This is a genomic window from Rhizobium laguerreae (genome assembly GCF_002008165.1).
GTDB lineage: Bacteria > Pseudomonadota > Alphaproteobacteria > Rhizobiales > Rhizobiaceae > Rhizobium > Rhizobium laguerreae.
In genome coordinates, this window is the sequence record NZ_MRDM01000010.1 from 782,254 (window position 1) to 796,821 (window position 14,568).

General features: G+C 62.4%; 9 protein-coding genes. 7 read left to right on the forward strand and 2 right to left on the reverse strand.

The window, feature by feature from the left end:
- Nucleotides 1–98 precede the first annotated feature (98 nt).
- The 5 genes from BS630_RS12365 to BS630_RS12385 all read left to right on the forward strand — a co-directional run bounded on the left by BS630_RS12365 (nt 99) and on the right by BS630_RS12385 (nt 5,701).
- Nucleotides 99–1,508: a helix-turn-helix domain-containing protein gene (locus BS630_RS12365; RefSeq protein ID WP_077977664.1), complete on the forward strand. Its 1,410-nt coding sequence runs from the start codon at nt 99–101 to the stop codon at nt 1,506–1,508.
- A 126-nt stretch (nt 1,509–1,634) separates the two neighbouring features.
- Nucleotides 1,635–2,732 carry a polyamine ABC transporter substrate-binding protein gene (locus BS630_RS12370; protein WP_077977665.1) on the forward strand — a complete coding sequence of 366 codons (1,098 nt, stop codon included), beginning with the start codon at nt 1,635–1,637 and terminating at the stop codon, nt 2,730–2,732.
- A gap of 88 nt (nt 2,733–2,820) precedes the next feature.
- Entirely contained in the window at nt 2,821–3,963 is a 1,143-nt protein-coding gene (locus tag BS630_RS12375) for an ABC transporter ATP-binding protein (protein ID WP_077977666.1), read from the forward strand.
- A 4-nt stretch (nt 3,964–3,967) separates the two neighbouring features.
- A complete protein-coding gene (locus BS630_RS12380) occupies nt 3,968–4,879 on the forward strand; it encodes an ABC transporter permease subunit (RefSeq protein ID WP_020665224.1) in 912 nt (303 codons plus the stop codon).
- A 3-nt stretch (nt 4,880–4,882) separates the two neighbouring features.
- Nucleotides 4,883–5,701: an ABC transporter permease gene (locus tag BS630_RS12385; protein WP_077977667.1), complete on the forward strand. Its 819-nt coding sequence runs from the start codon at nt 4,883–4,885 to the stop codon at nt 5,699–5,701.
- Nucleotides 5,702–5,727: 26 nt separating this feature from the next.
- On the opposite strand, the gene BS630_RS12390 is transcribed toward BS630_RS12385, so the two are convergent.
- On the reverse strand, nt 5,728–7,617 hold the full coding sequence (locus BS630_RS12390) for an AsmA family protein (protein ID WP_077977668.1): 1,890 nt from the start codon (nt 7,615–7,617) through the stop codon (nt 5,728–5,730).
- Nucleotides 7,618–7,836: 219 nt separating this feature from the next.
- Between BS630_RS12390 and BS630_RS12395 the strand changes: the two genes are divergently transcribed.
- A complete protein-coding gene (locus BS630_RS12395; protein WP_077977669.1) occupies nt 7,837–9,789 on the forward strand; it encodes an acetoacetate--CoA ligase in 1,953 nt (650 codons plus the stop codon).
- Nucleotides 9,790–10,004: 215 nt separating this feature from the next.
- Here the strand turns inward: BS630_RS12395 and BS630_RS12400 are convergent, their stop codons facing one another.
- Nucleotides 10,005–13,874 (reverse strand): ATP-binding protein, encoded by a 3,870-nt coding sequence (locus BS630_RS12400; protein ID WP_077977670.1) that lies wholly within the window; start codon nt 13,872–13,874, stop codon nt 10,005–10,007.
- Nucleotides 13,875–14,087: 213 nt separating this feature from the next.
- On the opposite strand from BS630_RS12400, the gene BS630_RS12405 reads away from it, so the two are divergent.
- Nucleotides 14,088–14,537, forward strand: coding sequence for a phasin (locus BS630_RS12405; RefSeq protein ID WP_003545621.1), 450 nt, complete (start codon nt 14,088–14,090; stop codon nt 14,535–14,537).
- The last annotated feature ends 31 nt before the right edge of the window (nt 14,538–14,568 follow it).

The following is a 14,568-nucleotide window of genomic DNA, read 5'->3' on the forward strand; positions in this document are numbered from 1 at the left end:
TCCGGAAAGAGGTTAAGATGAGGAGGATTGACAGAGCGGCGCTGTGAATTTGTAAAATTTTGTAAACATGAGCGCTCCTTCCTGTCAAAGGGTGTGACATGGCGGAACGGAAGATATTCGCAGGCCCGAAAGTCAGGCGCATCCGCAATGCGCTGGCGCTGACGCAGACCGCCATGGCCGAAGCGCTGGAAATATCGCCGTCCTATCTGAACCTGATCGAGCGCAACCAGCGGCCGTTGACGGTGCAGCTCCTTCTCAAGCTTGCAAGCGTCTACAAGGTCGATCTGGAAGAGTTGCGCGGGCAGACCGGCGGCAGTCTCGGCCAGCTCAAGGAGGTCTTTGCCGATCCGCTGCTGTCGGGCGAACTGCCGGGTGATCAGGAATTGGTCGAAGTGGCCGAGGCCGCACCCAATGCCGCAAGCGGCATGATCAAGCTCTACCGCGCCTATCGCGAGCAGGCGGCAAGGCTGTCCGATCTGACGGCGCTGATGGCCGCCGAAGGGCATACGCCGCTCGCCGCCGGCCGCTTGCCGCTGGACGAGGTGCGCGAGACGCTGGAGCGCCGATCCGGCTATTTCGGACAGATCGAGACGGCGGCCGAAGCCTTTGCCGCAACGCTGCCCTGGGGCGTCGATCTTGCCGCCGGGCTGAAGGACTGGCTGCGCTCCGAGCGCGGCATTGCAGTGCGTGTCTTGCCCGTCCACGTCATGCCGGATCTGCGCCGCCGCTTCGATCGCCATTCGATGCGGCTCTTCATCTCGGAGCGTCTGTCACCGGCCGACCGTGCGCATGAGATCGCCGTCGAGGCCGCGACGCTCGCTTTGCTGCCGGCAATCGATGCCGAACTCGACGATCTCGCGCTCTCCTCCGCCGAGGCGCGCCGCATCGCCCGCTTCGAACTTGCCCGTATCGCCGCGCTGGCGCTGGCAATGCCCTACGAGGCCTTTCTATCGGCGGCGAAGGCGACGCGCTACGATATCGATATTCTGCGTGCGCGCTTCGGCGTCTCTTTCGGCCAGGCGGCTGCGCGCCTTGCCATGCTGCAGCGCCCCGGGGCGGCCGCCATTCCCTTCTTCCTGATCGAGGTCGATGCCGCCGGCCACCGGCTGCGCAGGGCCGGCGCGCAGGGCTTCCCGCAGGCCCGTTTCGGCGGCGGCTGTCCGAAGCTCAATATCCATGCCGCCTTCTTGCAGCCGGGCCAGATCCTCGCCGAAACGGTCGTCATGCCTGACGGCGCATCCTTTCTGACGGTCGCCCGCACCCTGGAGGGACCAAGCGTCGAATTTGGCGAAAGGGTCAGGCGCACCGCGATCCTCATCGGCTGCGACGCTGCCCTTGGCGAAGGCGTGGTCTACGGGCAGGCGACGGCGCTCGAGCCGGTCGCGATCGGTCCCGCCTGTCGCCTTTGCGAGCGGCGCGGCTGCCTTTCTCGCGCCGAGCCGCCGGTGACGAGACCGCTCGGGCTCGACGAGATGGTGGCAGGCCTCAGCGCCTTCGACTTCCAGTGATTGTGAAATCATTGAGCGCGCAGGATTTTGCGCTTGTGGGCTTAGAAATTCCTTCTTAGTCTGCGTCGAAAACCAGAGGGAAAAGATGCTCCGGGTGCGGAATCTTTGAACAAAACAGGAGAAGTCATGAGGTCAACCATCCTATGCGTGACGGCCGCCGCCGTTACCGCACTCCTTGCTGCCGCGCCGGCCTATGCGCAGGAGCGCGTGGTCAACGTTTACAACTGGTCGGATTATATCGACGACTCCATCCTGGCCGACTTCACCAAGGAAACCGGCATCAAGGTCGTCTACGACACCTTCGATTCCAACGAGACCGTGGAAACCAAGCTGCTAGCCGGCGGCACGGGTTATGACGTCGTCGTCCCCACAGCCGACTTCCTGCAGCGCCAGATTCAGGCCGGCGTCTTCCAGAAGCTCGACAAGTCGAAACTGCCGAACCTTTCCAACATGTGGGATGTGATCCAGCAGCGCACAGCCGAATATGACCCGGGCAACGAGCACGCGGTCGATTACATGTGGGGTACGGACGGCATCGGCTACAACGTCAAAAAGGTCGCTGAAATCCTCGGTCCCGATGTCAAGCCCGGCCTCGAAGTGATCTTCGATCCGAAGGTCGCCGAAAAGTTCAAGGATTGCGGCATCTACGTTCTCGACACGCCGAAGGACGTCATCACCACGGCGTTCCGTTATCTCGGTCTCGAGCCGAACTCCACGAAGGCTGAGGATTTCAAGAGGGCCGAAGAGCTGCTGACGGCCGTCCGCCCCAATATCCGCAAGTTCCACTCGTCCGAATATATCAACGCGCTTGCCAACGGCGACATCTGCATCGCCTTCGGCTATTCCGGCGACATGCTGCAGGCTCGCGACCGTGCGGCCGAAGCCAAGAACGGGGTCGAAGTCAATTATTCGATCCCCTCGCAGGGCGCCCAGATGTGGTTCGACATGATGGCGATCCCCGCCGATGCGCCCCATGTCGCGGAAGCCCACGAGTTCCTGAACTACATGATGAAGCCTGAGGTCATCGCCAAGGCGAGCGACCACACCTTTTATGCCAACGGCAACAAGGCTTCGCAGCAGTTCGTCAGCAAGGAGATTCTGGAAGACCCGGCGATCTATCCGACCGAGGAGGTGATGAAGAACCTCTTCACGGTCAAGCCGTGGGATCCGAAAACGCAGCGCTTGGGGACGCGCCTCTGGACGAAGGTCGTTACCGGCCAGTAATTCAGCCTGGGCCCGGACGGCAACGTCCGGGCCTTTCAATTACCGGCCGGGGTGGAGGCCGGCAGAACCTTGTATTTCGGGGAATAATATGAAGTCTCTCGGCAATATCCGCCGCGCTTTTGCGCCTTGGACGGATCCGTCTGCAAAACCCTTCATTGCTTTCAAGAATGTCACCAAGCGCTTTGGCGATTTTACCGCCGTCGACGATCTGTCGCTTGATATCTATCACCGCGAGTTCTTCGCGCTGCTCGGCGCTTCGGGTTGCGGCAAGTCGACGCTCCTGCGCATGCTCGCCGGTTTCGAGCAGCCGACCTCGGGCGAAATCGTTCTCGACGGCACCGACATGGCCGGCACGCCGCCCTACAGGCGGCCGGTCAACATGATGTTCCAGTCCTATGCACTTTTCCCGCACATGACAGTCGAGAAGAATATCGCCTTCGGCCTGAGGCAGGACGGCATGTCGAAGGACGAGATGATTGACCGCGTCTCGCAGATGCTGAAGTTGGTCAAGCTGGAGCAGTTCGCCTCCCGCAAGCCGAACCAGCTTTCCGGCGGCCAGCGCCAGCGCGTGGCGCTGGCGCGCTCGCTTGCCAAGCGCCCGAAGGTGCTGCTGCTCGACGAACCGCTCGGCGCGCTCGACAAGAAGTTGCGCGAGGAAACCCAGTTCGAGCTGATGGACCTGCAGCAGAATCTCGGCCTCACCTTCGTCGTCGTCACCCACGACCAGGAAGAGGCGATGACAATGGCCGATCGCATCGCCGTCATGAGCCACGGCAAGGTCGTGCAGGTAGCGACGCCTGCGGAAATCTACGAGGCGCCGAATTCCCGCTTCGTCGCGGATTTCATCGGCGACGTGAACATCTTCGACGGCAAGGTCGCCTCATCGGGCAATGGCACCGTTGAGATCGCCATCGACGGCGGCTTCAGCGTGCGCGTCGCCGCCGCCGAGACGCCCTCGTCAGGCAGCGCCGTGGGCTTCGCCATCCGGCCGGAAAAGATGCGGGTCGGGCGCATGCCTCCCGCCAACGCTTCGGTCAACGCTGCCAGGGGCGAACTCTGGGATATAGCCTATCTCGGCGACATGACCGTCTTCCATGTGAAATTGCAGAGCGGCAATATCGTTAAGGCTTCGTCCCTCAATGCGCAGCGCTCCGTCGACGACCCCTTCACCTACGATCAGGAAGTTTGGGTCTCCTTCGACGAGAACGCCGGCATTCTGCTGAAGGATTGACATGATGGGCAAGCTCACGTCCGGCCTCTACAATCGCCTCGTCATCGCCATTCCCTATACTTGGCTGCTGCTCTTCTTCCTGGCGCCCTTCTTCATCGTCTTTCGCATTTCGCTGTCGACGACGGCGATCGCCATGCCGCCTTACGAGCCCGTCTTCTCACTTGCCGACGGTTGGGCCGGGCTCTGGAGCAAGATCGGAGAGCTCTCCTTCGACAATTACAGCTACCTCACCGAGGACTCGCTCTATTTCAATGCCTATGTCTCGAGCGTGGTGATTGCCGGGATCTCCACTTTCCTCACATTGCTGATCGCCTATCCGATTGCCTATGGCATGGCACAGGCGCCGCGCAGCATCCGTCCGACGCTGGTGATGCTGGTCATCCTGCCGTTCTGGACGAGCTTCCTGATTCGCGTTTATTCCTGGATCGCGATCCTTAAGCCGGAGGGGCTTCTCAACCAGCTTCTCCTGTCGCTGCATGTCATCGACAGCCCGCTGATCATCCTCAACACCAATACCGCCGTCTATATCGGCATCGTCTATTCCTATCTGCCCTTCATGGTGCTGCCGCTCTATTCGGCTCTGGAGAAGATGGACGGTACGCTGATCGAGGCGGCGCAGGATCTTGGTTGCACGCCGATAAAGGCCTTCTGGCGCGTCACCTTTCCGCTGTCGATCCCCGGTGTGGTGGCCGGCTGCATGCTGGTCTTCATTCCAGCCGTCGGTGAATTCGTCATTCCCGACCTGCTCGGTGGTTCGCAGACGCTGATGATCGGCAAGACGCTCTGGAACGAATTCAACGCCAACCGCGATTGGCCGGTCTCCTCGGCGGTAGCGACGATCCTGCTGATGATCCTGGTGATCCCGATCGTCTTCTTCCAGAACGCCCAGGCCAAGGCCGAAGAGCGGGGGAAATAAGTCATGCTGAAATGGACCCGTTTCAACATCATCTCCGTCACGCTCGGCTTTGCCTTTCTCTACCTGCCGATCGTGCTCCTGGTGATCTTCTCCTTCAACGAATCGAAGCTCGTCACCGTCTGGGGCGGCTTCTCCACCAAGTGGTATGTCTCGCTGCTCTCGAACCAGGGCCTGCTCGACGCCGCCTGGGTGACGATCCGTGTCGGCCTGCTGTCGGCGACGGTCGCAACCATCCTCGGCACGATGGCGGCGCTGACGCTGGTGCGCTACACCCGCTTTCGCGGCCGCATGCTGTTTTCGGGCATGATCTACGCACCGCTCGTCATGCCCGACGTCATCACCGGCCTGTCGCTGTTGCTGCTCTTCGTCGCGATCGGTTTCGACCGCGGCTTCTGGACGATCACGCTCGCGCATACGACGCTGACCATGTGCTTCGTCGCCGTCGTCGTGCAGTCGCGCCTGTTGAGCTTCGATCAATCGATCGAGGAAGCGGCGCAGGATCTCGGCGCGCCGCCGGTGCAGACTTTCTTCGAGATCACCCTGCCGATCATCGCGCCGGCTGTGCTCTCCGGCTGGATCCTTGCCTTCACCCTGTCGCTCGACGACCTGGTGATCGCCAGTTTCACGTCGGGGCCGGGCGCCACCACGCTGCCGATGAGGATCTACAGCCAGGTGCGCCTCGGCGTGACGCCTGAGATCAATGCGGTGTGCACGATCCTGATCGCGATCGTGACCGTTGGTGTCATCTGCGCCTCGGTCGTCACCAAGCGCCGTGAAATCCAGCGCCAGCGGGACGAGCGCGCGGCAGCCGCCGGCGCGTGAGGTCTAAAGCGCGAGCTCCTCGCACTTTATTGCGCCTGAGGCGTATTGCCGAAAAGCGGAACCGGCGAGATCACCGGGTTCGGCCATGAACCGCCGATGAAGAACGGCAGAAGCGGCAACTCCGCCGCCTTGGCAGGATCGGTTGCATCAAGCGACCCGGAAAGCGCCAGCCCGTTCGACTGATAGGTGATGACGCCGGAAAGCGTCAGCGTCTGTGTGGCGCCGGCGATGCGGGCGTCGTGCATTTCGGCGGAGCCGTTGGCGAAATCGGCCTGAAGGTTGAGCTGGTTGAAGGCGAAGGCGCCGCCTGCCGCCGCGCTGAGCGGAAAGAACGGTTTTTCGGCCGCCTGCGTCCGGAGTGCTGCGGCATCCATGCCGGGAATCGTGCCTTCCCCGGTCCAGAAGTGCAGCCTGCCAGTGACGTCGGCAAGGCCGGTCGTCCAGATCGCCTTCGGTGACTGCAGGTCGAGATCGAGCGATCCGGTTGCAAGCGGCAGCGGACCCTTCAGCTGCAGGCGCTCGGCAAGGGCTGCGAAGTCGGCATTGCGGATCGACAGCTGCAGCTTGCCGCCGCCGTCGAAGTCGCGCTGCGTCGCTTCCAGATGCGCGGTCATTTCACCGCCTTCGAACTGGCTGTCGCCGATATCGAACTTCGCCTCGCCGCCGGCAACGATCATGCTGGCGCCGACATCGGAGAGCTCGAAGAGGCCCATCTGCGCGCGCCGCGCCGAAACCCTGACGTCGACATCGAGCACCCGCAGCGGCCCGCTTATGCCGGAGACTTCCTCCGCCTCGCCGGCCGCGAGCCTGAGCGCGAAGGCGTCGAGGAAGGGCTTGAGGTTCATCTGGTCGAAGGCGAGCGTGCCGCCGATCTTCGGTCGTTTGCCTGGTTGGGTGAAAAGGTCCATCACCCCGGTGGCGCTCGCTTCGTTCAGCGAGAGACTGAGATTGTTGAAACGCAGCCCGTTGCCCGACGACATGATGTCGGATTCCAGCGAGGCGCTCTTCAGCGTTGCGATGCCGGGGATCGATCTGCCCGACCATGTCAGAAGTGCGGGCACATCGGGAATGCTGGCGGTGATATTGCCGGAAAGGGCCGAAAGGCTGGCGATGCTGGCAATGCCCTGGAAGTGCGCGGTCAAAAGGTTCGATGTGAGCGACGTCCGTGTCTCGGCATTCCTGCCGGCAAAGGCGAGCAGCGGCTGGCGCGAGGCGAAATCGACCTTCAGGTCCTCGCCGTTGATACGGGCGATGATGACCGCCGAGATCGCGCCGGAGAGTCTCGGCCAGGAGATATCTGCGGTGACGCTGTCGAAATGATAGGTCTTGGCGGACCGGATGTCGGTCACCACAAGCGTGCCGTCCTCGACGGTCACCGCGCCGATCTCGGCATCGAGATCGGGATCGAGCACCTCAGCTCCGTTTTCGTAACGTACGCCGCCGATCGCGCGTGCGAGCAGGCCGGCATAACTCCAGTCGATCAGCCCTTTTTCATCGCGCGTCAGCGCCAGCTTGGGGCGCACCAGGTGGAACTCGTGAAAGCTCGTCCGGCCCCTCAACGCGTCGATGAGGCTGAAATCGGCCGACAGGCTTTCAATGCTGCCGAGCAGTTTGTCGCCGCTTTCGCGCGGTTGGCGGATGGTGATCTGGTTCAGCGTGATGCGCGGCGTCGGCCAGAATTCGAGAGCCGGACTGCCCTTGATCTCGGCATGGTAGCCTGTCCATTTCGACAGCGCGTCCTCGATACCGGAGCGCACGAAGCCGGTCGAGATGAGATAGGGTGCGGCAACCCTGAGCGCCACGAAAAGTGCCAGCGCGATCAGCAGGAACACCGTCGACAGGCGGGCGAAGGCCGGAAGCCAGCGCGAAACGGGTCCGATCTTCCTGCGCCACCTGCGATGTCTTGACGTGCTCATGATCTCCGCCGGCAAATTCAGCCGGCCATCCCGTTATGCGCTGATTTCGCCGGATATAGGAAATGCCAGGCATATGCAAATCTCTTACAGCGCCGCACGTCTTTTCAGACGCGCAAAGGACGCTGTAACCTTAGAATTGACGGCGTCGGATCGCGTCGGTTCCACGCTTTATAATGCAATGCAGCATGATATAAGGACGGTATTGGGGAGGAGGATTGAATGCAGGATAACAGACCACTCTGGGTGCCCTCGGCGGATGCCGTTGCAAAAAGCCCGATCCATGCCTTCATGGAGCGCTGCAATGCCGATTTCGGGCTTTCTCTTTCGGGCTTTGAGGATCTGCATGCATGGTCGGTGGCCGAGCGGGAGAATTTCTGGTCGACCGTCTGGGATTTCTGCGGGGTCAAGGGAGAGCGTGGCGCAGAGGTGCTTGCCAATGGCGACCGCATGCTGGAAGCCCGCTTCTTTCCCGATGCGACGCTGAACTTCGCCGAAAACCTGCTGTCGGGCCGCGGCGAGGGCGATGCGATCATCTTCCGCGGCGAGGACAAGGCCGAGGATCGCTGGTCGTGGGACCGGCTGCGTGTGCTGGTCTCGAAGCTGCAGCAGGCCTTCACAGCACTCGGCATCGGCAAGGGCGACCGCATCGCCGCGATGATGCCGAACATGCCGGAGACTGTCGCCGCCATGCTCGCCGCTGCCTCGATCGGCGCCATCTGGTCGTCCTGTTCGCCTGATTTCGGCGAGCAGGGTGTGCTCGACCGCTTCGGCCAGATCGGTCCGAAGCTGTTCATCGCCTGCGATGCCTATTGGTATTCCGGCAAGCTGCAGGATGTCGGCGCCAAGGTCGCCACCGTCGCAACAAATCTGGGTGTCCCGACCGTCATCGTCCATTACGCCGGCGATGCGGAGGCCGTGGCGCGTAAGACGCCGGGGGCTTTATCGCTTGACGCTTTTGTCGCGCCCTATGAGGCAAGGGAGGTCGAGTTCACGCAGCTTGGCTTTTCGCACCCGCTTTACATCCTCTTTTCGTCGGGCACGACAGGCGTGCCGAAATGCATCGTGCATTCGGCCGGCGGCACGCTGCTGCAGCACCTCAAGGAGCATCGGCTGCATTGCGGCTTGCAGGCGGGCGAGAAGCTGTTCTATTTCACCACCTGCGGCTGGATGATGTGGAACTGGCTGGTCAGCGGTCTTGCCAGCGGCGCGACACTCTGCCTGTTCGACGGTTCGCCCTTTGCCCCCGATGGCAACGTGCTGTTTAACTATGCCGAGGCCGAAAAATTCGCCATCTTCGGCACCTCGGCGAAATATATCGATGCGGTGCGCAAGGGCGGGCTGACGCCGCGCGTCAGCCACGATCTCTCCAGCCTGCGGCTGATGACCTCCACCGGTTCGCCGCTGTCGCCGGAAGGGTTCACCTTCGTCTACGAGGGCATCAAGGAAGACGTACAGCTCGCCTCGATCTCAGGCGGCACCGATATCGTCTCCTGCTTCGTGCTCGGCAATCCTCTGCAGCCGGTCTGGCGTGGCGAAATCCAGGGGGCCGGCCTCGGCCTTGCGGTCGACGTCTGGAACGATGACGGCAAGCCGGTGCGTGGGGAGAAAGGTGAGCTCGTCTGCACCAAGGCCTTCCCCTCGATGCCGGTGATGTTCCGGAACGACCCCGACGGCGCCAAATATCGCGCCGCCTATTTCGACCGGTTCGACAATGTCTGGTGCCACGGCGATTTCGCCGAATGGACGGAGCATGGCGGCCTTGTCATTCACGGCCGCTCGGATGCGACGCTCAATCCTGGTGGTGTTCGAATCGGCACGGCCGAGATCTACAATCAGGTGGAGCAGATGGAGGAGGTGGCCGAGGCGCTCTGCATCGGCCAGGACTGGGACGACGACGTGCGCGTCATCCTCTTCGTCCGCCTTGCCCCGGATGTGACGCTGACCGAGGATCTCGTCAAGGCGATCAAGACCCGCATCCGCACCGGCGCCTCGCCGCGGCACGTGCCGGCGAAGATCATTGCGGTTGCCGATATCCCCCGCACCAAATCCGGGAAGATCGTCGAGCTTGCCGTGCGGGAGGTCGTGCACGGCCGGCCGGTGAAGAACCAGGAAGCGCTTGCCAATCCAGAGGCTCTGAGGCTCTTCGCCGGGCTAAGTGAGCTGAAGGATTGACAGCGATCGTAGATTACAAGCTTTCACCCTTTATCAATTTCCTGTCATGGAAACCTTTCGTTAAGAAAGGTTTGTCAAAGGTGAAGCTAACTTGGGGGCCGCACATGAGCGATGCGGCCTGGGGCCTTCGGGCCTCCGAAACATGACGTTGATCGACTGAGCTCTTGTTGAACAGCACCAAATTCAAAGGCGGCCTCCTGGCTGCCTTTTCTTTATCAACCGGCCAGCACCCGCTGCGACGGGAAGGTGATCTCGACGAGCGTTCCCTCGTTCGGCGCCGAATTGATCGAGAAGGTCGCTCGGTTGGCATCCACCATCGCCTTGGTCAACGGCAGGCCGAGCCCGGTGCCGTCACCGCGGTGACGCGATTGGGTCGAGGAGACCTGCCGGAACGGCTTCATCGCCTGGTCGAGTTCGTTGCGCGTCATGCCGATGCCGGTATCGCGGACCCTCAACACAACGCTGCCATTGGCTTCATAGGAGGTGGAAACGACGATCTGCCCGCCTGACGGGGTGAAGCGGATGGCGTTCGACAGGATGTTGAGCGCGATCTGCTTGATCGAGCGCAGATCCGCCACGACCTCGGGTACCGCATGCGACAGCGCCGTGCGGATGATGACGCGCTGGCCGTTCGCCTGCGGCTGTACCAGAGCCACAGCCTCGGAGACTGCCTCGTTGAGGCCGACGGCGGCAAAATCGAGATCCATCTCGCCCGCCTCGATCTTCGAAATGTCGAGCAGGTCGTTGACGATATCGAGGACGTGCCGGCCGGAGCGGCCGATGTCGTTGGCATATTCGATATAACGCGGATGGCCGATCGGCCCGAAGCGCTCGCCGGCCATCATGTCGGAAAAGCCGATGATGGCGTTGAGCGGCGTGCGGATCTCGTGACTGACGCGGGCGAGGAAATCGGTCTTGTGGGCGTTGGCGGTTTCGGCCGCACCCTTGGCGTTGCGCAGCTCGTCCTCGGTGCGCTTCCACTGGGTGATATCGCGGATGACGGCGCAATAGCCGTTGGAGGAGGTGAGCTGGCCCATCGTCATGAACAGCGGTACGAAGCCGCCGGCGGCCTCGCGGCCGATCACTTCGCGCCCGTCGTTCAACACGCTTGCCACGCCATGGTCGGAGAGGCCGTTCAGATAGTCGATGACTGCCTTCTGGCTCTCATGGGCAAACAGCATGACGAAGGGTTTGCCGCGCGTTTCCTGTTCGTCGTAATTGAAAAGCGCGCTGGCCGACCGGTTCATCGAGCGGATGTCGCCCTCCGTGCCGATGACGACGACGCCGTCGGTCGCCGTTTCCAGGATCGAGCGCAATTCTTCCACTTCGACCTGGAGTTTAGCGACCTTCTCGACCATCCGCTCGGGGCGGCCTTCAGAGCGGCCCTCGGACCGGCCATCGGAGCGGCTTGCGTCGCTGCGGCCATCTTCCTTGCCTTCCACCGGCATCAGCGCCAGCATCAGGGCGTTGGCGTCTTCCCAGCGCACAGATTGCAGCCGCGCGGTCACCGGCGCCAGCGTATCATCAGCCTTGACGAGCATCATGGTGCCGGAGCCTGCGGCATTCTCCTCGAGTTCGCGGCGCTGCAGCAGGGCTTCGATGCCGCCCACTTCGCGCAATGCCTCGAGCGTGCCGTAGCCCGTCAGCCGCATGAATTCCGGATTGGCATGGATCAGCGCATCGCCGATATGGATGAGCACGGCAACAGGCAGTTGGTCGACCGTTCCCACCGAAAGCCCGTCCGTCATCTTGATGCGCGGCGGGATGAAGCTGGTGAGAACCTCGATCTGGCTGGTCGTCTCCTCAAGCCCTTCCGTTGCCTCGTCCTCGGCGATGACGTCAGGCTCTTCGGCGGCGCCATCGTCTTCGCGCTCCGCCTCGACGGCATTCTCGAGGATCGCTTCCTGCGGCGCGATCTCCTCGATCGACGATATGTCTGCCTCGTCGGTAGTGGGTGTTTCGCCCTCGAACGCTTCGGGTCCGGAGGCCTCTTCGAAGCCGGTTGTTTCCGTGGCGCTGGGTTCCATCGGCGCCGCGGCGTTGGGTTCCATCGGCGCCGGGGCGACAGGCTCTTCCTTGCGGGTGCCGAAGGCTTCGAGGCGCTTGGCGATCTCGCGGAAATTGGCCTGTTCGGCAGCCGTCAGTCCAGCGCCGCTGTTGTGGAGCTGAACGATTTTGTCGGAGAAACGGCGATTGGGCGTTTCCGAAATCCGAAGCGCCGGCGGCTCGTCCGAAACATCCGCTGCCGGCTCGGCGGCAGGTGCTTCGTCGGCGCCGACCGCCTGTTCTTCTACGGCATTCTCCGGCGCTGATGTCTGCACGATCGCCTTTTCGGCAGTGATCTCTTCCGATCCTGTCTCTTCGGTCTCCGGCTCGGCTGCCGTAAACGCTTGGTCGTCGATCTCTTCCGCTGCGATGGTTTCGGCCGAGACCTCTTGGGGGGCGGCTTCCGCTTCATCTGCCACTTCGGCGACGGGCTCTGCAACCGGACCGAGGCTCGCTGCATCATGGCCGATACCATCAGGGCCGAGTGTCAGGCCGAGCGCCAGCGGATCTTCCTGTGCATCGGAAAGCCGGACCACGCCGAAGCCGCGGAAGCCATCGAAGTCGCGGTTGCGGGTATAGGTCGGCAGCGCCGCCAGATCGACCGGAACGACGAGGCTGGTGCCTTCGACCGGCCAGAGGATCGTCTTGCCCGACCACGTGTCGCGGCGGGCGAGCGCCTCGGAAAGCTTGCCGTCAGGATCGAGATTGAAGAGGGCGGCGACATCGCCGAAGGCAGAACCGATAATGTCGGACGCATGCGGACCGACGGCCTCGGCAAATTCGTGGCTGACCTCCGTGAACCGGCCCTCGGCGTCGATCTTCCAGACGAAGCGCGTGGCGCGGCTGTTCGGCCTGAAGACGAAGGCGGGCTCAGCCTCAAGCTGAGGGGCAGGGGTGGTGTCGGGGACCACAGGCGTTGCTATGGCTGGCTCTTCGTGGACCGCTTCCGGCGCGGCTTCGATAGGCGTTTCGCTGGCTTCAACAGGCGGTTCCGCCGCCGTTGCCGTTTCCACCGTCTCCGCAATGGAGGTCAAATCGTCCTCGATGACCGCGGCGGGCTCGGTGGTCTCATCCGCGCCGCTATCGATCATGTTGCCGTCGCTCTCCGGCTCCGCATCCGCGGCAGGATGCGTCTCTTCAACCGCCTCGTCTGCCGATGCCGCGGCTGTCTCGGCCGGCTGTTCGCTTTCGCCGGCGATCTCCTCGAGAGTCTCCTCGACCTCTTCGATCCCCGAGACCGCGTCAATGATTTCGGTAAAGCCTGCTGGGGTGACAGGTTCGTCCTGAAGCACTTCGGCCGGCGGCGCGCTTTCTTCCTGTGTGGGCGCATCGACGGGATCGAGCGTGGGCGCGTCGAGCGGGTCGAGATGACCGATCGCGGCCTCCACCGCAAAGAGCAGATTGAGCGCCGGATCGTCGCTGAGCTTGCCGACCGCGGCCGGAAGATTGCCTCTGGCGGTCGCGACAGGTCGCTTCACCAACCGGTCGGGATGCGCGCCGGCAAGGTTGATCAAGATCTTTGCCGTCTGCTCGGAGATCCCGAGCGAGGCAAAGCCCGGCGAAGCCGCGATGACCTCGCCATTGCCACCGATCACCGCCATATGCGTGTCGGGATCATCGAGTCCCTGCAGCATCTGGGCGGCCGATGCGCCGGCCGCGAGGGGCTTTGCCGAGACCGGCACCGAAAACAGGATGGCCTTTTCGCCCTGGGAAAGCCGGATCAGTTCGGCCGCCGCCTGCACCTGCGCACGCTGGAAGCCCCTGGCGACGCGGATCATCAGGCTGCGGCTGTCGCCGATATCGGTGAGCTGGCGCGCCGCCGTTTCCAGCTGGCGGAAGGTAATGTCGGTGCGGTCGACCCCCTGATCGAGCAGGTCATAGACTGCCGAATGGCCGAAAAGCTCGGCACCCGCACCGTTCGCCCAGAGCAGGCGCGCAAGATCGGCCGAAAACAGCACCATGGCCTCGCCGCGTGAAAAGCGTTCCCGCACCCGTGCATGCACGGCGATATCGATGAACGGATATTGGACTGCGGGCATGTTCGAACCTTGTCGCTGTCGGCCTTCTCAAATTAACGGCTTATTAATAACTGCGGGGCGCATGCCGGTCCAGAAGAGGAGGGGGTTTTCGGCCGGAAAGGTTAACGTCTTGTGCACTGCACAATAATTGTTGCAATGCACAATGAAATGTCTTATATAAGCATCATCCAACTAACGCAGGCAGCGGCTGCCTCAACCCAAAGGATGCGACCCATGGCTACCATAAAGACCGACGACGTTTTTTCAATCGCTTCTTTCGACCCGTCCAAGTTCACGGAATCCTTCCGTGAATTCGCCGAAAAGGGCGCTCAGCAGTCGAAGGATGCCTATGCCAAGCTGAAGACCGCTGGCGAGGAAGCCGGCAAGACGCTCGAAGCCACCGTCCAGACGGCTCAGGCCGGCAGCGTCGAGATCGGCCTGAAGGCGATTGACATCCTGCGCATCAACTCCGAGAACTCGCTGTCGCACTTCGAAGCGCTGCTCGGCGTCAAGTCCCCGGCCGAATTCTTCGAGCTGCAGACCTCGTTCATCCGCAAGCAGGCCGAACTCACCGTCGAGCAGGCGAAGTCGATCCAGGAAACCACCAAGCAGGTGGCCGAGAAGCTCGCAAAGCCCTCCAAGGACGCCGCCGAAAAGGCCATGGCTTCCTTCAAGGTTGCCTGATCGGTCTTTACCGATCGGAGATAAAAGGCTG